This window comes from Indolivaga capnocytophagoides DSM 22835, from assembly GCF_000426485.1.
GTDB lineage: Bacteria > Bacteroidota > Bacteroidia > Bacteroidales > Dysgonomonadaceae > Dysgonomonas_A > Dysgonomonas_A capnocytophagoides.
The window spans coordinates 1-22,733 of sequence record NZ_AUFL01000012.1; the positions used below are offsets into that span (position 1 = coordinate 1).

General features: G+C 37.9%; 17 protein-coding genes, 1 tRNA gene, 1 rRNA gene and 1 pseudogene. 6 read left to right on the forward strand and 14 right to left on the reverse strand.

Annotation, left to right across the window (positions count from 1 at the left end):
* The 9 genes and pseudogenes from K322_RS0106700 to ung form a co-directional block, all read right to left on the reverse strand.
* Positions 1 to 93, reverse strand: a 16S ribosomal RNA gene (locus tag K322_RS0106700); the annotation flags it as partial.
* A 525-nt stretch (positions 94 to 618) separates the two neighbouring features.
* Positions 619 to 1,005, reverse strand: a pseudogene (locus tag K322_RS18800) (DUF423 domain-containing protein).
* A gap of 150 nt (positions 1,006 to 1,155) precedes the next feature.
* On the reverse strand, positions 1,156 to 2,508 hold the full coding sequence (locus K322_RS0106715; protein WP_185095083.1) for a citrate synthase: 1,353 nt from the start codon (positions 2,506 to 2,508) through the stop codon (positions 1,156 to 1,158).
* A gap of 67 nt (positions 2,509 to 2,575) precedes the next feature.
* Positions 2,576 to 3,838 carry an NADP-dependent isocitrate dehydrogenase gene (icd, locus tag K322_RS0106720; protein WP_026626195.1) on the reverse strand — a complete coding sequence of 421 codons (1,263 nt, stop codon included), beginning with the start codon at positions 3,836 to 3,838 and terminating at the stop codon, positions 2,576 to 2,578.
* 38 nt (positions 3,839 to 3,876) lie between these two features.
* On the reverse strand, positions 3,877 to 4,470 hold the full coding sequence (locus K322_RS0106725; protein WP_026626196.1) for a DJ-1/PfpI family protein: 594 nt from the start codon (positions 4,468 to 4,470) through the stop codon (positions 3,877 to 3,879).
* 62 nt (positions 4,471 to 4,532) lie between these two features.
* Positions 4,533 to 6,788: an aconitate hydratase gene (locus K322_RS0106730; RefSeq protein ID WP_026626197.1), complete on the reverse strand. Its 2,256-nt coding sequence runs from the start codon at positions 6,786 to 6,788 to the stop codon at positions 4,533 to 4,535.
* A gap of 277 nt (positions 6,789 to 7,065) precedes the next feature.
* Positions 7,066 to 8,868, reverse strand: a complete 1,803-nt coding sequence (locus K322_RS0106735) for an HSP90 family protein (protein ID WP_026626198.1) — start codon at positions 8,866 to 8,868, stop codon at positions 7,066 to 7,068.
* A gap of 307 nt (positions 8,869 to 9,175) precedes the next feature.
* Positions 9,176 to 11,788 carry a tetratricopeptide repeat protein gene (locus K322_RS0106745; RefSeq protein WP_169714136.1) on the reverse strand — a complete coding sequence of 871 codons (2,613 nt, stop codon included), beginning with the start codon at positions 11,786 to 11,788 and terminating at the stop codon, positions 9,176 to 9,178.
* A 38-nt stretch (positions 11,789 to 11,826) separates the two neighbouring features.
* Positions 11,827 to 12,489: a uracil-DNA glycosylase gene (gene ung / locus K322_RS0106750; RefSeq protein WP_026626200.1), complete on the reverse strand. Its 663-nt coding sequence runs from the start codon at positions 12,487 to 12,489 to the stop codon at positions 11,827 to 11,829.
* Between the two features lie 537 nt (positions 12,490 to 13,026).
* Here ung and K322_RS0106755 point away from each other — a divergent pair.
* From K322_RS0106755 to K322_RS0106765, 3 genes are all read left to right on the forward strand, one after another.
* A complete protein-coding gene (locus K322_RS0106755; RefSeq protein WP_026626201.1) occupies positions 13,027 to 13,701 on the forward strand; it encodes a hypothetical protein in 675 nt (224 codons plus the stop codon).
* A gap of 145 nt (positions 13,702 to 13,846) precedes the next feature.
* Positions 13,847 to 13,918: transfer RNA gene (locus K322_RS0106760), tRNA-Arg, on the forward strand.
* Between the two features lie 443 nt (positions 13,919 to 14,361).
* A complete protein-coding gene (locus K322_RS0106765; protein WP_026626202.1) occupies positions 14,362 to 14,973 on the forward strand; it encodes a metallophosphoesterase in 612 nt (203 codons plus the stop codon).
* A 57-nt stretch (positions 14,974 to 15,030) separates the two neighbouring features.
* Here K322_RS0106765 and K322_RS0106770 read toward each other — a convergent pair whose 3' ends face one another.
* From K322_RS0106770 to K322_RS0106780, 3 genes are all read right to left on the reverse strand, one after another.
* Entirely contained in the window at positions 15,031 to 15,465 is a 435-nt protein-coding gene (locus K322_RS0106770) for an acyl-CoA thioesterase (RefSeq protein ID WP_026626203.1), read from the reverse strand.
* Between the two features lie 180 nt (positions 15,466 to 15,645).
* A complete protein-coding gene (locus K322_RS0106775; protein WP_221407000.1) occupies positions 15,646 to 16,815 on the reverse strand; it encodes a hypothetical protein in 1,170 nt (389 codons plus the stop codon).
* A 25-nt stretch (positions 16,816 to 16,840) separates the two neighbouring features.
* Positions 16,841 to 18,181, reverse strand: a complete 1,341-nt coding sequence (locus K322_RS0106780) for a DUF4270 family protein (protein ID WP_026626205.1) — start codon at positions 18,179 to 18,181, stop codon at positions 16,841 to 16,843.
* Positions 18,182 to 18,545: 364 nt separating this feature from the next.
* Here K322_RS0106780 and K322_RS0106785 point away from each other — a divergent pair, with 364 nt between their 5' ends.
* The 3 genes from K322_RS0106785 to K322_RS0106795 are packed head-to-tail and all read left to right on the forward strand — an operon-like array spanning position 18,546 to position 20,153.
* Positions 18,546 to 19,538, forward strand: a complete 993-nt coding sequence (locus tag K322_RS0106785) for a Kelch repeat-containing protein (protein WP_084158527.1) — start codon at positions 18,546 to 18,548, stop codon at positions 19,536 to 19,538.
* 10 nt (positions 19,539 to 19,548) lie between these two features.
* Entirely contained in the window at positions 19,549 to 19,800 is a 252-nt protein-coding gene (locus K322_RS0106790) for a hypothetical protein (protein WP_134435945.1), read from the forward strand.
* An 11-nt stretch (positions 19,801 to 19,811) separates the two neighbouring features.
* Positions 19,812 to 20,153, forward strand: coding sequence for a DUF4907 domain-containing protein (locus K322_RS0106795; protein ID WP_157279392.1), 342 nt, complete (start codon positions 19,812 to 19,814; stop codon positions 20,151 to 20,153).
* 207 nt (positions 20,154 to 20,360) lie between these two features.
* On the opposite strand, the gene K322_RS0106800 is transcribed toward K322_RS0106795, so the two are convergent.
* Together K322_RS0106800 and K322_RS20195 are read right to left on the reverse strand one after the other, a co-directional pair.
* The gene (locus K322_RS0106800) at positions 20,361 to 21,113 is read right to left on the reverse strand and encodes a LytR/AlgR family response regulator transcription factor (RefSeq protein ID WP_026626209.1); all 753 of its coding nucleotides are present in this window, start codon (positions 21,111 to 21,113) and stop codon (positions 20,361 to 20,363) included.
* A 54-nt stretch (positions 21,114 to 21,167) separates the two neighbouring features.
* Positions 21,168 to 22,400 carry a sensor histidine kinase gene (locus K322_RS20195; RefSeq protein ID WP_051290683.1) on the reverse strand — a complete coding sequence of 411 codons (1,233 nt, stop codon included), beginning with the start codon at positions 22,398 to 22,400 and terminating at the stop codon, positions 21,168 to 21,170.
* Positions 22,401 to 22,733: the final 333 nt, after the last annotated feature.

Genomic DNA, 22,733 nt, shown 5'->3' on the forward strand with positions numbered 1-22,733 from the left:
TAAAGTATTGCTACTTTCATGCTACCCCTCGACTTGCATGTGTTAGGCCTGTCGCTAGCGTTCATCCTGAGCCAGGATCAAACTCTTCTTTGTATATCTTTTTTTATATTCTCAGAATTATTCTAACCTCTTTATTGACTCTAGGTATTGACTTAGAGTTGATACCGGTCGTAAAGACCGTATCACCCGTCTAATGCTATATTTTTTTGTTCCTTTTCAAATCTTTCAAAGATCGCTTCTCTTTTTCGCTTTTCTTAGTGACCGTCTCTCGGTCTTAAAGCGAGTGCAAAAGTAGTCCCTTTTACTATACACTCCAAATATTTTTATGCCTTTTTTTAAAATATTTTTAGAACTTCCTTTCAAGGCAGTAATTGCCAGCCGTTTAGAGAGCAGAAAAAATATAACAAGAGATTGTCCTGTTATATTTTTAGAGATTCTATATTTGCACTGAAACATGGCAAACATACATTTTTTATTTCAAATATCCAAATTTAAACGGACAATTTTTAATATTTTATGTGATTTTATTTATTTCGGCCACAATTACAAACTAAAACATTCTTTATTAGGGGTTTTCATACAGAAATGTTCAATATAGGTATTACCTTCATAAAATTCTCAGATTCTCGTTTTAACGAAGCTAATTATAAGTAAAGCCCAACCTGCAATCATAAAAAGTCCGCCCAATGGAGTTACCGGTCCTAAAAATTTCAGATTTATCTTCCAATATTCAGCAAATGCCAGAAGATAGATACTTACCGAAAAGAGGAAAGTTCCGATAATAATACTTCATGCTGTCCATTTTTCTATCGATGTTTCTAAATTAAGAAATAAACCGATTATGAGTAAGACTATAGCATGATACATTTGATAACGCACTCCGACTTCAAAACTATCCAATTTGTCCGGAGTCAGCAGATTTTTGAACGCATGAGCACCAAAAGCTCCTAATATAATAGAAAGCATACCATATATACCTCCAATAATAAGTACTATTTGTTTCATATCAACACATAAATTACATCTATATTTATGAAACAAATATAAACAATAAAAAAAACGAAAACTATCCGATAAGGAATAATCTTCGTTTTTTCGAAGGTTAGAATAGGTTAATAATTCAAATTAGGTTTAGTTCTAGGTTTTGGTTTATGTCTATTGTTTATTTCTTTTATCTATCTCTTTATATTTTTTCACATCCGATGCGTTCTTATATGCCGGACGTATAATCCTTCGTTCTTTGAAATTGAGTTCCTCAATACGGTGCGCACACCATCCTACTATACGAGCCATTGCAAAAAGCGGCGTATATATTTCCTGTGGCAGACCAATCATATCATAGACAAATCCCGAATAGAAATCGACATTGGCACAGACTTGTTTCTTTACATTAGTACCTTTAAACTCCATAAAGTTTTTAATAGCTCGTTCTTCGAGCAAGCTCATAAAATTAAACTCTTTCTCACGTCCCTTTTCTATTGCGAGATCCCGAGCCATTTCTTTCAGAAGGACAGCCCTCGGATCGGATATGGTATAGATAGCATGCCCGATACCATATATAAGTCCTGTTTTATTATATGCCTCCTTATTCAATATCTTTTTGAGATAAGTATCTATTTCATCAACATCAGTCCAATCCTTGACATTCTTCTTTATATGTTTCAGCATATCTACGACACGAAGATTAGCACCTCCATGCAATGGACCCTTCAATGAACCAATTCCGGCAGCAATGGATGAATAAGTATCGGTTCCGGCCGAACTGGTTACACGTACCGTAAACGTAGAATTATTACCTCCACCGTGATCGGCATGAACCATGAGCGCCAAATCGAGTATCTTTACATCAAGAGGTGTATAATTATGACCTTTCATCATATACAGAAAATTCTCGGCAAGAGACAAACCCTCCTGCGGATGACGGATATGAAGCGATTTGCCGACATTGTGCCGCAATGCATTATAGGCATAGGCAATAATAGTAGGAAAGGTTGCCACTAGATTTAGTGACTGACGAACCAGATTTTCTTCTGATGTATCATCCGGCGCCTCATCGAAAGTATATAGCTCCAGCACACAACGAGCCAGAATATTCATTATATCCTGCCCTTCGAGATCAAGAATATGCATCGTTATCTTCTGATTCAGATCCATAGTCCGGCTCAGCATGGTAGAAAAATTATCTAACTCTTGCTTGTCGGGCAAATAGCCTGCAAGAATCAAGTATATTGTTTCTTCAAATCCCAAGCGGTTTTCGTGCTGAGCTCCCCGTACAATTTCTTCGAGACTGATGCCTCTGTACATAAGTTTGCCAGGAATGGCTTTGAGAGAGCCATCCTCATTACGCTCATACCCTACTACATCTCCGACTTTAGTAAGCCCGACCACTACCCCTGTGTGATCTTCGTTACGGAGCCCTCGTTTGACATTATATACGTTGAATAATTCAGGATCAATCTGTGTCGTAGTCTTTATTGTCTCAGATATTTTCTTAATAATGTCATCCATTTGAATAATCTTATTTTGTTTAAAGGTTAATGGTCAATGACCTGTATGTAAACTTACAGTAAATCAACTACAGTGTTTCACCCAGTAATTTAGCAAATTGACTGGTTGAAAGGCTCGTTCCGTTTTCCATAAAGCGGGCAAGATCGTTTGTTGCCTTACCGTTGCTATATAATTTTTCGAGAGCATCGGTTATTAGTCCGGCAGCTTCGTTCCATCCCAAATATTCAAGCATCATTACAGCGGAAAGCAATAATGACGAAGGATTAACTATATCTTTTCCGGCAATATCGGGAGCTGTACCATGTGTAGCCTCAAAAATGGCATGACCCGTTTTATAATTGATATTTGCTCCGGGAGCAATACCTATACCGCCGACCATTGCTGCAAGCTGATCCGACACGTAATCACCATTCAGGTTCAGTGTTGCAATAACTGAATATTCAGAAGGTTTCAGCAATGTATTTTGCAAGAAAGCATCGGCTATAACATCTTTTACAACAATTTTTCCCGAATCTTGTGCTGCTTTCAGAGCTTCATTGGCAGCGGGTTCACCTTGCTCTTTTTTTATTTTTTCCCATTGAGGCCAAGTAAATACTTTATCTCCATATTCTCTTTCAGCCAATGCGTAACCCCAGTTTTTAAATCCTCCTTCGGTAAATTTCATAATATTACCTTTATGAACAATAGTAACCGATGGTAACTTGTGGACAATGGCATAGTCGATAGCTGCACGTACCAAACGTTCGGTACCTTCTACCGAAACGGGTTTTACTCCAAAAGAAGATGTTTCGGGAAAACGAACCTTTTTCACACCCATTTCCTTTTGAAGAAACTCTAGAAACTTAGCAGCTTCAGGTGTCCCCTGCATCCACTCTATTCCGGCATAAATATCTTCGGTATTCTCACGAAAGATAGTCATATTTACTTTTTCCGGAGTTTTTACGGGTGATACAACTCCTTTAAACCAACGTACGGGACGAAGGCATACATATAAGTCCAAATCCTGACGCAAAGCCACATTCAGAGAACGAATACCTCCTCCGACAGGGGTAGTAAGAGGGCCTTTTATCCCCACGAGAAACTCACGAAAAGAATTCATTGTCTCCTCGGGCAGCCACAAGCCATTCTCATTGAATGATTTTTCTCCGGCTAATACCTCTTTCCACTCTATCTTACGTTTTCCGTCGTAGACTTTTTCAACAGCTTTATCTATTACAGATTGACTGTTTTTCCAAATCTCTTTTCCGACTCCGTCTCCTTCTATAAAAGGAATAGTAGGATTATCGGGTACATTTAGATTTCCGTTTGCAATTGTTATTTTTTGCGACATATCTAATCTTTTCCTTTTTTGAATATTTAGAAGTTACCTTACTGCTGTTGATTACAAAATTCATCTGCATCCTTATCTTCCTGCCAGCGATATTCGATCCGAAAAGCGATTTTGCGAGCTTCTTCTACCCCGAATTGATCTGCTACAAACCCCAATGCCATATCTATTCCTGCACTGACACCCGATGATGTATAATAATTGCTGTCAACAACCCAGCGGGCTTCGCTTACCCAGAGTACTTTATCGGAACAACTTTTCACCCATTCAAAAGACCGTTTGTTGGACGTAGCTTTTTTATGATTGAGTAAACCTGTCTTTGCCAAAATCGCACTGCCTGTACATACCGTCAACACAAATAGGCTTTGTTCAGATATACTTTTGATTTGTTTCAGCAATTCAGTATTATTTACTTCGGTACGCGCTCCCATTCCTCCGGGAATAAAAAGAACATCAAGATCTGTAATCTTACTCACAGGCTGAGTTTCTATCCGTACTCCATCAAGGTTAGATATACTCCCTCCCTTTTCAGAAAAATAGCGAATCGTAGTATTTTCTAATTTGCCGAAAATCTCCACAGGGCCAAAAACGTCCAGTGTTTCGAAATCAGGGAAGAGGAGTATATTAAAAACCATTGTATATTAGGTAATAGTAAGTATTTAATGGTACATTAGAGTAAATAAAAAGGTCTGAGACCTTAATTTTTCATATAATTTAATGCACTACCGGCTTTAAACCATTCTATTTGTAAATGGTTGTAAGTATGTGCAACTTCGAAAGTGTCTTTTTCCCCATCGGAATGTAATAACTCTATTGTCAGATTTCTTCCGGGACGAAAATCCGATAATCCGAGAATACTGATTTTATCATCTTCCCTGACCTTATCATAGTCTTCTTTATTGATGAAGGTAAGAGCAAGCATTCCTTGCTTTTTAAGGTTCGTTTCGTGTATACGGGCAAATGATTTTACAATAATCGCCTTGACATTCAGAAAACGGGGTTCCATAGCGGCATGCTCCCGAGACGAGCCTTCGCCGTAATTTTCTTCTGCCACAACAACCGAACCCAATCCTTTCGATTTGAATTCACGAGCCAATTGTGGTACAGCTTCGAATTCTCCCGTAAAAGGATTCTTCACTGAGTTGGTTTTATCATTGAATGCATTCACCGCTCCGATCAGCATATTATCCGATATATTATCCAGATGCCCACGGAAACGGAGCCACGGACCTGCCATAGAAATATGATCTGTAGTACATTTCCCTTTTGCTTTTATCAGCAGAGGCAGGGCTGTTATATCTTTTCCATCCCATGCCGCAAAAGGATGTAATACCTGTAAACGTTGCGAGTCGGGTGCTATATTTACTTCTATGTGACTGCCATCGGCAACGGGTTCAATATATCCAAGATCATCTACACCGAATCCTTTATTAGGCAATTCAGCCCCAACCGGTTCCTTTAACATTACTTTTTCACCCTTATCGTTCAATAATGGATCTGTCATCGGGTTGAAACTCAAATCTCCTGCGATTGTGAGTGCTGCTACCAATTCGGGAGATGCAACAAAGGCATGAGTATTAGGGTTTCCATCGTTTCTTTTAGCAAAATTCCGATTAAAAGATGTCACGATCGAATTAGGTCTGTCGGGATTGTCGGTTTCTCTCTTCCATTGACCAATACAAGGCCCACAGGCATTTGCCATAATCGTAGCTCCTGCTTTTTCAAACACATCCAGAATTCCATCACGTTCCGAGGTATAACGTACCTGTTCCGATCCCGGGTTAATGATAAACTGTGCCTTTACTTTTATTCCTTTTTCCTGAGCATCTTTAACTATAGACGCTGCCCGGGTCATATCCTCATAAGAAGAATTTGTACAAGACCCGATCAAACCGACTTCCATTTTCTGAGGATAACCCTTTTCGGCTGAAACTTTAGCAAACTCCGAAATCGGATTTGCCGCATCAGGCGTAAAAGGCCCATTGATATATGGTTCGAGTTCACTCAGATTAATTTCTATCACACGGTCGTAGTATTTTTCAGGCGAGAGCTCAACTTCCGTATCAGCCTGTAAATATTGTCTTACGGCTTTGATAGCATCAGCCACTTCTTTCCGGTCTGTAGCAATGAGGTATTCGGCAGATTTTTCGTCATAAGGAAAAATCGAAGTCGTAGCACCTACCTCAGCACCCATATTGCAAATAGTTGCTTTTCCGGTAGCAGAAAGAGAGTGTACCCCCTCTCCGAAATATTCTATAATAGCATTGGTACCGCCTTTTACGGTCAGTATTCCTGCCAATTTAAGTATCACATCTTTTGCCGAAGCCCATCCAGAGAGCTTACCTGTTAGTTTTACACCTATAATGCGAGGCATTTTCAGCTCCCACGGCATGCCGGCCATCACATCTACGGCATCGGCTCCACCTACACCTATAGCTATCATACCCAATCCCCCTGCATTTGGAGTATGGGAATCTGTACCGATCATCATACCGCCAGGAAACGCATAGTTCTCGAGGACCACCTGATGAATGATTCCTGCTCCCGGTTTCCAAAAGCCGATTCCAAATTTATTTGATACTTCGGTCAGAAAATCATATACTTCTTTATTGGTAATCTCGGCTGTATTTAAATCTTCTTTAGCCGACTTATATGCTTGTATTAGGTGATCGCAATGAACAGTCGAAGGAACAGCTACACGTTTACGCCCCGAATTCATCAATTGGAGTAACGCCATCTGTGCGGTGGCATCCTGCATTGCAACACGATCGGGGGCAAAGTTGACATAGTCTTCGCCTCTTTTATAATCTTTCAGCTCCTCGTCTTTCGACAAATGAGTATACAATATCTTTTCCGTTAATGTTAATGGTCTTTTTAAAACCTGTGTTATTCTGTTTATTTTATCCGGTAGTGCTTCATATACCCCCTGAATCATTTTGATATCAAAAATCATCCTCTTATATCTTTTAGTTAATCGAATTGTATTTTAACGTACTTTTTCAAAGATATAAATTTTATATTAAATCCAACTATAAATTTATAATTATGTAATAAAAATGAATATTTATACATGATTTATGCATAAAAAAGAAAGATATTCCCTACAAATACCTTTCTTTATACATTAAGTAATAAAAAGTACTTATGATATACTTTTTATTTACAACAGGCATTGGTTGTTTTATTAACCAAAGCAATAAATAAGTATGAGACTTTAAATATGTATTTTCTTACAATTTCATATTTCCCAGAAAATTACTCATCCCCATCACGAGCAATTGATACAGAGCTTCATTAAACACGGTCATTTCCTTTTTATTCACAGGATAACCGCCAAGCATTAAAGCCTGCACATACATAATATGGACAACCGATGAAAACAAGCTGTCGTCTTCTATTGCTATCAGATTTTTCACTATCTCATTATCCTTATTGAAGCATAATGTAGGCATGTTATCTTCTTTCTTAATAAAATTCTGAAGTGTTGCCGCAAATGGGTTTCCACTATTTGAAAGGCTTTGCAGGTTTTTATTATTCATCGCCTCATCATTAGCCACATAAATTGCCGGAGTATCGGTCGGTTCGAATTGCTTAAGCTGAGCTTTGCAATACTGCTGCTTGAGCAATTCATTCGCTTTCTTTTCGAACCGGATGAAAGATTCATCATCCGACACCTTCACGTCCTCCAAAGTATCCAGAATGTCCTGAGGTGTTATTTTCTCGATCTTGATAGAAGGAAAACTGATCTTGATCTGTTGTATCAAATCTGCTTCGAATGAATAAGCCGCATTGATTACCGTCTTTCCCTGTGATCCCGCAATACGCCTGATCTGGCGAAAATCGTCTAACGAAGGAGTATAATAAATCACATCGTTATATGACTTAATCGATATAAACGGAATGTGCCCCTTATTGGTTTCGAAGGGTATATAATCCACAAAAAGTTTCAGCAGGTTGCGGTCTTCAACGGCCAGAGCTTTAATAAACATATGATGTATACTGATTATTTCGCCCAGCTTTTCGGTATCTTTCAGAGTCAGCACTTTCAGATAATCTTTGAAACTGTCACTCAGTTCTTTCTTCGCCTGTTTCATTACATCGTCATCCATCAACGACTCACGGGAAGCTGTCGGACGAAGTTCATTTGTATTGATAATACATTTGACGAAAGACGACCATTCGGGCAATAAGTTATTGACCTGTTCGCATAAAAACATCCGTTTCAGATACACCTTATGCTGTTTACTTCCAGAAAACTGTACTTTATGAGGCATAATATACGCTACCCCATCTATTGTTCCAGCTATCGAATGCAATGGAAAAACATCCAAAAAATTGATATTGAATGTTTCTTTTCCGTAAGTCAATAATTCTTCTTTTGTGCTTTCCCCAGATAACCAGACCGGATCTTTTTCAACAAGGACTTCGGTTTCACTATCCGCTATCAGTTTAATAGTTATAGGCAAGGCACTTCCGAAATAGAGGATATTTTTCCTCAACTCGTCTTTTTCGAAGAGCGGCAACCATTCTTTTTTCGGATAAAGAATGACCCTCGTACCGGCCTGCTCCAAATTATCGATACGCTCTACGGTATAAGTACCGTCTGCTTTTCCACGCCAGCAAATAGATTCGTCTTTTATCAAGGAACGGGTTTCAACTATAATCTCATGACTGACAACCAAACACGATAACATACCGATACCAAATTTTCCGATAAAGTCTTTCTCATTGAAATCGCCCCGCTTGGAACTTTGCCCGATTACAGACAAAAATTCATGCACTTCTTTTTCGGATAAACCGATCCCGTTATCCTCAAATATAACCTGAGGTAATCCGTCTACCTTATTTATGTATATATTTATTTCGCCTTTATGATGTTCATCTATTGTCTTTCGGGCTGTTGTCGCATCCATTCCATTTTGCAGTACTTCCCTCACAAAAACATTCGGTGCACTGTAAATGTGTTCGGACAACAGTTCGATCATCCCTTTCAAATTTACTTGAAAGAGGTATTTATTATTTTCCTCTGCCATTTTTCTTATTCTCCTAAGGTCTCAGACCTCGTTACAGACCTGTATCAACAACAGAGAACTATCTCTGAACACATCATCAAATACCTGTTGTTGCTTACACTTGGTCTTATGTCCTTTTCCTTTATTTTACCTAATTTTAGCTAAGAGCCTGTTTATTTTCGGCAGATATGAGCGTTTCATGTCTTTACTTCCGATCAATACAGGCATTCTCTCTTTTTCAAACGGCTGTGTGTGTTCCCAACCTAAACTAACCTTTTTATAATTGACATTCGCTGTTATATTCATACAGAGAATGGACAGAGAACTCTTATCGCTTTCTCCGCTCTCGTCTCCCTGTCACTTTCTGAGCCTGTTCATTTCCGTTATCCGCAGCTTTCTGATACCAAACCATCGCTTGTATATCGTCTTCCGGAACTCCACGTCCTGCCAGATAGCAATTTCCGAGTTCAAACTGAGCCCAATCGTAATTTTCTTTGGCAGCCTGTAGCAACATTTTTGCGCCTTGCTCTTCATCTTTAGTTATTCCATCGCCACTCAACAGCATCATACCCGATTCGTATATCGCATATATATTGCCGTTCTGTGCAGCATCCGACAACCAGCGATAAGCCTCAACCATATTTATGGATGTGCCAGTTCCGTATTTATAACAAAGTCCCAAACGATATTTAGCAGGTACATAATTTTCGGCTGCGGCTAATGTATAATATTTGAAAGCTTCAGTTTCATTAGCTTCTACACCAAAACCGTATTCATAACATACGCCTATCCCTTCGGACACAACACCCTGATCTGCGGCTTGTTTATAATACTGGAAAGATTTTCCGTAATCGGGTTCATCTTTTCCTTCAATATTATACAAATAAAAATCGCCGAGCATCAAAGCCGAATAAGGATATCCTTGTTCGTTTGACTTTTCGAACCAATATTTTGCTTTTTCCAGATCGACTTCTTTCAGACCATAGTAATAATATGTTCCTAACTTATACTGTCCATAGGTATATTCTTTTTCAGCAGCCTGTTGCATATAACTGATTGCTTTATCGGCATCAAACTCTATCCCACCGTACTCTTGCTCATAGGCCAAAGCCAACTCTACCAGCCCTGGAGCACTTCCGGCTTCTGCTGCTTTCCTGAAGCAGTCTAATGCAATCTGTGGATTTTCGGCTATTCCCACAGCATATTTATGGTATCTCCCAACGTGGTATATAGCATCCGGCAAACCGGCATCTGCTGCTATTTTGTACTGTTCGAGAGCAGCCACATAATCTTCTTTACCAAGTAGTCCGTCTTCATAATATGATGCCAAGCGAGTATTAGCATAAGGGTAATTATTATCGGATGCAGCCTTAAACAAATCGAATGCTTTTTGATAATCTTGCTCTACGCCATAGCCTGCGTCATAACAAAATGCCAATTCTACTTTAGCATAATTTGATCCTCGGTCTATAGCCTTCGTCAAATAGCTTACGGCTTTACGGGCAGCTTCTTCTGAATCTCCGCCAACACCTACCCTATAATAATTTCCGGCTAATTCTAAACTGTAAATATGATCCCTATCAGCCCCCCTTTCAAAGTAACCGAGAGCTTTTACATAATCGGATTCGCCTCCGAACTCTCCATTCTGATAAGCTAATCCCAAACGATAAGGAGCATATTCATTTCCTTTCGAATCAGCTTCTTCAAGTAACTGCTTTGCTTGCTCGATATCTGTATCGAGGATATCCGTTTCGAGAATAAGGTATGCCTTTTCACTGAGAGCACGCACACTTCCCTGTTTTATAGCTTGTTCGATATATTCCAAGCCTTGCGGGATATCTCTAAGTTTTTCGTTGTAAAGGTACAGGCATGCGAGTTCGAATGACGATTCTGCATTACAATACAAAGCGGCTTGCTCATGCCAGTATACCGACTTCTCCACTGAAGTATTCTCGTCATTAGCATAATTGTAATACTGCCCTAAAAAGTTTGCCGCATATACGACATTATGCTCGAAAGCATCCTCCAATAAGGCAATCCCCTCGTTCTTATCACTATTAGCTATTCTGCCGTTCAACATATTCATCCCTAACATATATTTACAATAGGGTATATTGAGGTCAACACCTTTTTTCATAGCTTCGAGTGCCTTATCGAAATCATCTTCACGTCTCTGATAATAGTCTGCCAGTATATGATATGGCTTACGATATTCTTTTTCCGTTTTTTTGATAAAATCCTCTATATCTTTCAATAGCTGTAGATTATCGGCAGCATCATAAAAGTCGATATAAAGCAGCAACAGGTCGGCCGATTCGTATCCTAGTTCCCTCGATTGATTCACCAGTCTTCGCCCCTCCTCTTTATCAGCGTTTCCGTATTCGGGCAAGCCCAAATAAATTCCGTAACCATAATCGCCAAGGGAAGCCGGATCTTTCGCTTCAACCCCCTTAACAAGATATTCCATCTTTTTGGACAGATCACGGTATTCTTTCCGTGCCGAACCATACAAATCGGCTTGCTCGCAATATCCACGAGTATGCCCCGATTTTATAAATGCTTCATTTAGATTACAATTTACCTCAAACCAACATTTATAGTCCTGATCTTCGAAATCCATAGAGACATACTTATTCCAGTTGCGGCTGTATATCTGCCTGTAAAGCTCTTTGATATCTTCAGTCAATATCTTTTCAGACAGAGCAGTTTCACATATAGCTAACGCTTCTACCCATCTGCTTTTGTCTTCGTAGTTATCTCCTGCTATCAGGACATTTGCTCTTTCATGTAATAAAGAAACGATATCGCCCGAAGCAAATTCTGCTAAATAACCGTTGTAGGTTTCGGCGAAAGTTCCAACCATTGTAAATGAGTGTGATTCTTTATTATCTTGAAGTTTATTTATCTCTTTTTTGCGCTTAAACAAATCAAATATTCCCATATTATACATTTAAAGGTCTCAGACCCATTCGTTATTTATTACCATTGTATCGGAGACTGCCCTTTGGAAATCAGATATTCATTTGCTTTACTGAAATGCTTGTTTCCAAAAAATCCTCTATGCGCCGATAATGGAGAAGGATGCACAGATGTCAATACCATATGTTTGTGTGAATCTATAAAAGATGCTTTTTTCTGAGCATACGATCCCCATAGCATGAATACAATATTAGAACGTTCATTTGCCAGTTTTCGTATAGCGGCATCAGTAAAATTTTCCCATCCTTTATTTTGATGTGATCCCGCCAAATGAGCTTGTACCGTTAGAGTTGCATTGAGCAAGAGCACCCCTTGATCTGCCCATCGGGTAAGATTTCCGGATGAAGGTACGGATATATTGAGATCGTCGTTTATCTCTTTAAAGATATTTATGAGTGACGGAGGAAATTTCACCCCGTCATTTACTGAAAACGATAACCCGTGCGCCTGCCCGTCATTATGATATGGATCCTGCCCTAGTATTACCACTTTAACTTTATCGAAAGGGGTATGATCAAAAGCATTAAATATCAATTTTGCAGGAGGAAATACCTGTCGAGACAAATACTCACTTCGTACGAAATCGGTTAGTTTTATAAAATAATCTTTTTCAAATTCTTCACTTAAATGTTCATGCCACGATGGCTCTATTTTTACATTCATGCAGGTTTCTTTTCTGTGTTATCCTTACGAACAAAGATATAAATTATAAAGAAAAGGCAAATCAAAAAAAGAAGTAACTGTTTAAATTTTCCCAAAATAAGTTCCCTTCAAACAAAAACTTACTAACGAGCATATCTTTTTCAACTTTTTTTAAAATATAATATACCTCATATGAACATTTTACAACCAATTATATTATTTTAAGAAATAGGGATTTTTCACACAAAATTTACAAAATATCTTATATTGATTCGGAACAATATAAGATTACTTAATAAAACCACTCATGATAACAAACTCATTTATTTATTTTCAGGAGGGATTATATATTCCTTTTAATTTCGGGTAAACAGAAATAAGCTCTATAGTCATTATTTCTATTATATAAAATGAATTCATTCTATAATGGACTCAAGCGGAATTATATCAAAACAATATTTTTATGTACCTGTACTCAAGGAATCATCGCAGTAGGGTGTCGGGAGACACTCTGCTGTATTTTATTGCTTTAACATAAACCATTAAAACATTTTATATATGAAAACACTTACAGCAATATTCTTATCCAGCCTCCCGTTTCTCTTATATTCTCAAGTCGGGATAAATACCGAACAGCCTACCTCTATGCTCGATATCAATGGAGATCTCAGAATCAGAAGTGTACCGGTCAACAATACCCAAACCAATATATTGGTTATAGAAAGTGACGGGAAAGTTTCTCAAAACCAGACATTAGGTTTACAGACCCGGAAAACTTTCATAAGAGCTACCGGCAGCACAAGTATGTCTCTGATAAATTTGACAATTCTACAGGGATGGTATCAAATAGGCTTTAACACCTCTGCTTTTGATGAAAACAGCGAATACAGTACAACAACCTATCTATATACAGCCAAGCAAGACGGAATATACGATATTTATGTACAGGCTAAAACCGAATCTCTTGTATCTGCCGCAGAATTCGGAGTTGGTATTTTCAAGCGAAATGTTGGAGAGACTACTTATACGCTCATGGCGGAAGAAACATTTCTCAGTGTAAACATCAATTTAGGGGTAACCAGTATAGATGTTTCTCCTCCAATCAGAAGCACCCGTACTCTTTTAAAACTAAAACAAGGGGATGCTATCACCTTTGCCGTCAAAGTTCCTCTGCTTTCATTAAAACTCGTGGGTGGCACATCTTCATTTTTCTCTATATATCAGGTCAAATAAGGTTATTTGGATCGGATCTCCGGAAACCGGACTATGATTAATAAACTAAACTATGCATTTATCAAGAAAAGACAACTCAAAAAGATAAGAAATGAAAATGATTAATAAATATTTTATACATTTGCACCACAAATCGGAAAAAGCAGGTCCCGTAGTTTAATGGATAAAACGTAGGATTCCGGTTCCTATGATGGGGGTTCGATTCCCTTCGGGATCACATAAACATAGAAATCCAATTATAAATCAATAGTTTATAATTGGATTTTTTATATCATCATTTTATTTTTCTTTAAAAAAATCTACGTTAAAGACAGTCGTATTAGTATAGCAAATTTTAATTTCTAGTCTTATTTTTCTATCGCCTTTATATTCCCTATATTTGGACTAAATAAAATATTTCAATAGGAAAAAAACTATCTTAATGCTATCATGGGTAAAGAGTATATTCTAGAATCAATGTCTCAGGAAGAAGACGGTACACTTGAAATCATTAAGTACTATTCAGAATTAGATATTTCATATTGGTAGGCTAATCCTTTTTAACAGATATTATTCACCTCATATACCAGAATAGATAGTGATAATTAAGCATGAAAACGAATAGAACTAAACAGCTTAATCTTAAAACGGACTTAGTTTAATTGATCATTTTAGAGCCTTATGAAAAAAATAAATGATATTTCATCTAAAATATTTTTCACATCCGATCAGCATTTCGGTCACGACGGAATTATAAAGTTTGCAAACCGACCCCATAATGATGTAGAGAAAATGGATGAAGATATCATAAATAGATGGAATAATACAGTGCCTTCAGATGGTCTGACTTTTGTTTTGGGCGACATCGGTTTTTGCAGTAAAAATCAAATTATCGACATATATTCTCAATTAAACGGAAGAAAAATACTAATAAGAGGAAATCACGACAGTAATTATCCTGACAGTGTATTATCCTCTATCTTCGATGAAATATACGATCTTCTGTATATAAGAATACAAGATGACGAAACTATGAAGTACATGTATATAGTCTTATGTCATTATCCGATGTTTGATTGGCAGGGATCTTTCAAAGGGGCATGGCAATTATTCGGACATATACATACCAGAGAGCTTTCTGAATTTGAAACACTTAAAACAAAGTTGTTTGCTTCTCAATATGACGTGGGTGTTGATAATAATAATTTTGAACCTGTTCCTTTTAAATCATTAAAGGAGATCATGATTCGTCAATCAAACATTTCCTCGTTTAAAAAGACTAATTATTATTAACTAAACATTCTTCGCAGGCATATACTGAGTCAGAACATTGGGTAGATTAAATACTTACTATTTTTTCTTCACCAAATCCTTACCTTCATATTGGCAGATGGCTTTTATCCACACATCGGGTAACGGTTTTGACTTGTGCAATGCAAGATCATAAGTAACCATTACCGAACGACAGAAACATTTTACTTCCTGCGTATCGATATCTATCACCTGCTGAGCTAGTTCAAAACTTTTCGTTCCGATGCTCGTAATAGCTGTTTGTACAGCAATATGATCCGTACCGAAAATCTGAGATATAAAATTAACATTGATCTGAACAACTACAATAGCCTCTTTTTCCCAATCGACATCAGGACATACAGTTTCGACATAGTTCGTTTTTCCTAAATCATAGAATGTAAAATAAACGGCATTATTTATATGTCCGAACCGATCGAGATCATTCGTCCTCAGTTGAAGAGGAATTGTATGTTTAAATGAGATATCATCCATTTTGGCTTATTGTTTTTCGCAAAGTTATAATATCTCCCGCACTTAAGGTCTCCGACAGGTACATTAATTTACCAAAATGATGTATATATATGCAATAAATCCGGAGAGAGGTAAAAGAGTATGCACTACTCCCTATCCTCTTTCCGGACTTATCATTTATTTATTCTCAGTTCCACTTATTTATCTGAATTTAGTTCGTTTAAACCAAGTCTCAAACATCGAGAAACCAACAGTTACACCAACATAAGACTCACGGATATACCCCTTAGGTGCGGATAATGAGTTTCCGTATTCGAGGCTCATATTTAATAGTCCGGCTCCTTTCAGCGGCCAGCTGTATCCTGCCGAAACGGTATAATTGTATACATCGTTTTCTCTGACTTGTAGATACGATTTAGCTAATGAAACTCCAAACTGATATTGACTTTGAGAGCGATAATGATGTATGTCCTTGTCGGGAGTATAACTCATCCCTGCTTTAATCCTATGATAATCGGTAATCTTAATACTACTTGCTCCCGAAGCCAAACCTTTTAGCTTCTGATACTCATAGTCCATAGCTAAAACGATATTCTTTTTCGACCATGACAGTCCGGCACTAAAGGTTTCAGGGATAAACTGGGAAGAAGACCTGCTATCTTCGGAGTCCAGCTCGGTATTACTGCTGTTATATATCACAGTCGAATTTTCCATCATAAGCTTTTGCTTGTACCCATAGGTAAGACCTGCAACCCAGGGACCATTGTGATACTGGAGTCCGAATGTATTATAAAGCTGCGACGTACGCGACGATTTCTCGAAGAGATAATCCGTTTGATTTTCGGTTTGCTTTATATTTCCGGATATATACATCGAGTTGATACCCAGTGACAGATATTTATTTAACAGAAAAGCATTAGACCAATATATACTGTACAGACCGCCATCGCCTTCGATATAAACAGATTTGGTTTCGGTAGATCCTTCAATATCTACGTCTGACTCAATCTGGTATCCGACATTAGAGAAAGGTTTTGTTCCGAAAGCCATCGCCCAACGGTGTGATACTTTAAAACCGAAAGCCAGACGGCGGAAATTTGCATTGAATGTATTCTCTCTTTTTGATCCTGATGCAAAATAAGACTGCTTGGCCGTAGCACTTATATCAAAAACAAACTTAAGACTGTCTAAAGCTGTCAATCCCGAAGGATTTGTTGTATTCAGCAAGTCATAGTCCCTCATACCGGCTCCTACTCCTCCCATGCCGGCGGTGCGTCCGTAATCACGGGTTTCGAGCTCTCCCAGCCCCAACATCGAATAAGGAGAATATGATGTTTGCGAATATAAATTATACACCGAAAATAAGATCATGCATATATACGATATGCTGCGTTTGTTATAGATCATCATTCACTACAAAATATATAAGTAATTTAATCTGTCTGTCTGTATTCTTCGAATCTCCGATTACCAGACTTTTAAATGTCCCGGAAGCATCGTCATCCGAAAGGTCGAGTTGCAGCATCGTTTTATTTACGCCTATTGCCCCCAGTTCATTGGTTATATAGGATGATATATCAAACGCATAGTAAGTCCCATTTTCATAAATAGGATTCTGAGTAAGCGACCCCGACTGTACGGCTGTTTTATCGCTGTCGACATATATATCCAGTGCTTTTCCGTTTTCATCCAGATAATTCAAGACCAAACTCTTGGGCAAAGGAATAAACGTGCTATACGAATTTTTGGCAGGATATATATATAAATAGGCACTTGCGATATTAACGAATTTACCGATTTGGAGTAAGTTGTTGATATGAGGAAAATTCATTTTTATATACAGGCTGTTTATACCTTGTATATATGCTTTGTTATCAGTCTCGGTAGATACAATCGAACGATTTTTATATGTTAAAGGCGCAAGTTTTGTAGCTGATCGGTCGTTGTTGACATGCGAAAAAGCAGTTGTGGTTACCGGTGCTATATCCAGCGTTTTCTCAGTAGGCCCAACTCCGTAAGTATGATAATACAAACGAATGACAGGAGAAGAAGTGCTTACTGCAAAACCGCTGACAGTTGCATCATCCGTTTTTCCGGGAGATATCTTAAACCCTTTGAAGTATTGCTGAAATTTGGTAGTGGAATCCAGCGTATCAGACTGTGCCTTCATCATCCGTATAAGTTCTTCTCCGAAAGCATCGGGGAGACGCATCTCAAATATCGAATCATTCTCCCAATTGCTGTTCGGACGATAAAAAGTATGAGAAGCGAAGGCTGTTTCTTCAGCACTGAACGATGATGTAGTGTACAACTTGCTGTTGTTTTCATCAAGTTCGAGTTTTTCTTTCAGCTTATAAAGATTAATTGTCTGAACTTTTGTAGTATCTCCATAGTGAACATTATCATAACTCATCCGAAGTGTGATAGAATCGAGTTTAACCTTGAGTGTTGCCTGAGACCCAAATTCAGAAGAACTATAAGAAGGGGTCTCAAAAGACACATATCCATCCGACTCGATAATACCGAAATCCGAAGATTCGTAACGCCCTACAAAAATTTTACCCAGCCCCGAAGTTGTAGTCGAGTCATCAAGCTGTGTATACAATTGTACCGTACACGTATCTATCAGTATATTCCGCGCATCGGATGAAACCAGATTGTCGCCAATGTTAAAACCATCGCTTACGCATGAGGTCAGTAGACCCGTAAACGTCAATAGGTAAAAGAAGTATTTCATCGAGTCCGTTTTTAGTTTAAAGAGGAACAATCGCACGCCTAAAGTCACAATTGACCGTTGCAAAGAAATAAATAGGCACTCCATTATGAAAATTGAATATATAAGCAGCCCAATTCTATCTATCGAATACCGATAATACTCCATAAACGGGCAGAATTATTATTACACCGCCAAAATATCAGGTTACAGACATAAATGTCCCGTTCATAGATTTTAGAACCCTGCTAACAGATATTTTTTTTACAAGCAAATCTGTCTATATACATTTGTGAGCCTGCATAGAAGCCATAAATCTCGGTTATCGGTTGCAGTGACCTGAAAGGGACTAACAAGGATTGTATACTATAAATAAATTACTGAAATTATGAATAGAAGATTTATTCTGTTTTTATTATTATCATCGATCTTATTGACATCATGTTCGAGTGATGATGATGATCTTGTCGGCAACTGGATCAAGCGTTCCGATTTTGGGGGTGTGGCACGTAGTGATGCCTCCTTATTCGTCATTGGAGGTAAGGTCTATGTGTTTGGCGGATATACTGGAAAAAAAAGATTAAAAGATATTTGGGAATACGATATAACAGGTGATTCGTGGACGCAAAAAGCAGACCTGCCAGGAACCGAACGCAGTTCGGCTGTAGGCTTTGCGATATCCGATAAAGGATACATAGGTACAGGATACGATGGCGAAAATTACCTGAAAGATTTCTGGGAATTCAATCCTACATCAAATCTTTGGACTCAGAAAGCCGACTTTGCCGGCTCGGCCAGATACGGAGCAGTCGCTTTTACGCTCAATAATATAGGTTATGTAGGAACCGGATATGATGATAATTACCTGATGGACTTTTACAAATACAATCCATCATCCGATTCATGGACTGCAGGAACAAGTATAAAAGGTTCGAAACGTGCATTTGCTACGACCTTCATATATGATAGCAAAGCATACGTAGTGTGCGGTATCAACAATGGGAGCTATGTAACCGACTTCTGGATGTTCGACCCTTCGACCGAAACATGGTCTGAGAAAGCTCAAATAGCCGATAAAACCGACGAAAGTTTCGACGACGACTATAATATCAAAAGGATGAATGCAGTTGCATTAAACATCAATGATAAGATATACCTATCAACAGGCGAATCAGGTTCTCTGCGTTCTGATACTTGGGAATACAACCCTATAACAGATCGATGGTATGAAAAAACCGCATTCGAAGGAACCAGCCGTTCGGGAGCCGTAGGTTTTTCTTATAACAACCGTGGGTACATCCTTACAGGACGTAGCTCAACATATTACTTCGATGATATGTTCGAGTTTATGCCTGAAGAAGAATATGATGAGTACGATTAATCAAAGACAGATGCCAAGGCTTGTATATATTATAATTTCGGTAGTGAACATTGTACTGTTTACAGCTTGCAACGATAATTCCGACACAGTTATTCCGGTTGATAAAACCGGGAAACTTGTTGGTAATTGGGTTAAATGCTATAACTTCGAAGGAACCAGCCATTCGGATGCTGTCGTTTTTTCGTACAATAACCGTGGATTTATCCTTACTGACCGTACCGGATCTTATTATTTTGACGACATGTATGAATTAAAAGCCTAATGATAAATATAATGAGCTCGATTAATCAAAAACGTTTACTTTGGGCTATAATATCGCTTATTATAGTGATAGCCTGTATCTTTGTATTTAACAATACAAAAAGTGCATCTTCAAATTCTGTAAGTGTCGAAACTTATAAAGTTAAACAAGGATGGGGGTATCTTATACGCAAAGGACAAAAAAAGATCATAGATCAACCGTACATGCCCTGTATAGCCGGTAATCTTCCTTTTCCTGATGAGGTATCGGCTAAGAATACAGGAGAACTTGTAGCATCAAAAGTATCAAAAGATGAACTGCCAACTATCACTCACGATGAGTTGGTAAAGATTATAGGAAACCGGATAAAGTAAGCTCCACAACCCTATTCATAGTTATTCGCTTAAATAAAAGCCCCTCCTAAAATTAGGTTCTACTTTTAGGAGGGGCTTTTATCATCAAATCATTAATTAACCTTCTTAATCAACCCCTTCAACAGTTCTGCCTATAGCGAATTCTTCCACATCCTGAGCGATCTTATCTTCAGACTTAAGTATTTGATCGCTTTACAGACAAAAATCCTACTTAAGAATATTATTCGATATCAGAGTATTGAAGAAGTTATCATAATACGAGTTACTGATCGGAAGTGAAGCTCTTTCTCCGATCAGAACTTTCTTATGCTCTATTGCCTTGATCTTGCTCAACGATACAATATAAGACCGATGTATACGCTTAAAACGATTCGACGGCAGTTTCTCCTCAAGGCTTTTCAAGCTGCTCAACGATAGTATCGGACGCTGAGAATCTTCGGTATATATTTTTATATAATCGGACAAGCTTTCGATATAAAGAATCTTATCGTAATTTATTTTCAACAGCTTATTATTTGATTTGACGAAGATATAGCTCTCAGAGGCTTCTTCGGTCTGAAAATGTTGTTCCACCGGATTTTCATGTGAGGCATTTTGTATCCGTACCTGATCTTGAAGCTTCTGTGCCGTTTTCAGAAATCGAGAAAACGATACAGGTTTCAGCAGATAGTCAATTACATCCAGATTGAAACCTTCTATCGCATACTGATCATGCGCAGACACCATTACAAACAGAGGCTTACGAGATATCCGTAAACTTTCGACAAACTGTAAACCGTTGATATCAGGCATTTCTATATCGCAAAAGATTACATCGGGAGCCTGAGCGGGTACTTCGGTCAATGCCTTGATGGCATCAGTATATGCTCCTGCGAAATTGAGATAAGGAACCTTTTCGATATATGTTTTCAGCACTTCGAGAGCATGAGGCTCATCGTCTATTAGAACACAATTAATCATCTCTTGTATATTTTTAATTTTCCGTTTTCTTCTGCTTTGTTAATCTTAGAGAATCTATGAAATACCGTCTTTGTCTGTCTGATCATATCCTACATTAATGTCCAGATCGACTCTGTATTCGTATCCATCATTCATTATATTCAATCTATAATTGTCGGGATAAATCAGATCCAGCTTTTTTGTTGTATTACCGATTCCTATACTTTGCCTGCCCGCTCCCACCTGTTTCTGGGTCTTATATATCTTATTCGTAATATCAAAATGAATTATGCCTGCTTTGGCAGACAGGTTGATTATAATATCAGAGATATAGTGAGTACTTACACCATACTGAAAAGCATTTTCGACAAAAGTCATGATCAATAACGGGGCAATTGTATATTTTTCGATATCACCACTTACGTTAAACTCTACTTTCAAATTTTCGGAAAAGCGCAATTTCTGTAAATCAATATAATCACTCAGATAAACTATTTCTTCCGAAAGCGGAACTGTATCCTGCTCGGCCTTATTCAGAACATACCTCACCAATTGTGAGAAAACCAGAATGGCATCCGTAGCTTTATCCGATTTATTGAGCGACAGTGCATATATCGTATTCAATGTATTAAAAAAGAAGTGCGGATTTATCTGCGCCTTGAGGAAAGACAGTTCAGCTTTGAGTTTTTCGGCTTCTATCTCCTTATTTCTCTGATTGATTGAAAACCACTCTAGACTAATTCGATAACCGATACTCAGAAGAAAGAACATCAGAAACTGAAAAAAAGGCAGGGTGATAAGCCTGAATTCGAAAGGCATATTACTTCCGTTGCGGTTCGGAACAATATGTATTCGGGATTGACTGTTGTCCGGCTCGAGATCAGCTCTCGGCATGTCCTTCATTTCATGGGGAGGCATTCGCTCTTTGAATGTCTCATTATAATCGGCAAAAGTACCCTCTCTGTCGAATGGCTTTCTATGTGAAAACTTATGCTCGAAATTAGATCTCGTTTCATTCCATACAACACGTTGTATTACCATAAAAGACACAAATCCGATAAATATACACACCCCATACAAGAGATATTTCCGTTTCGAAACCAATCTGGGTATTAACACGTAAACATTCAAATAAAAAAATAACAACAGATAAATATAAGCAAACACAAAAGGCAGCATATTTATCAGATTGAATGATTCTCCGGGACGCATAGGCATCAGCGGTACTATGATCAAAAAAATTACCCAAGCAACGGTATGAGTCGCTATAGTAAGCAAACGTCTCTTCATCAATTTATATTTACTCATCAGACATTATTCATATGATGATAAAATTAGCTCTCAGAATTGGTCTATTCAATAAAAATCGACATACTATGCATTTTAATCGGCGAATAAGTGCATTTACAGCACATATCTACAAATTCATACAATTATAGATTCGCAATAAAACTAATTAAACAGTTAATTTCATAGATAAAATTGAACTAATTTTTCGGACTATTGTTTACATTATATTAAAACCATAGTGATTAGTGTTTGTAAAAAATGTTGTTTTAAGTTGAAAAGTCTGTGATGTGAAATCACGGGCTTTTTTTATTATCACCCCTCTGCTTCGGTCTATATAAAATAGAATCCTCG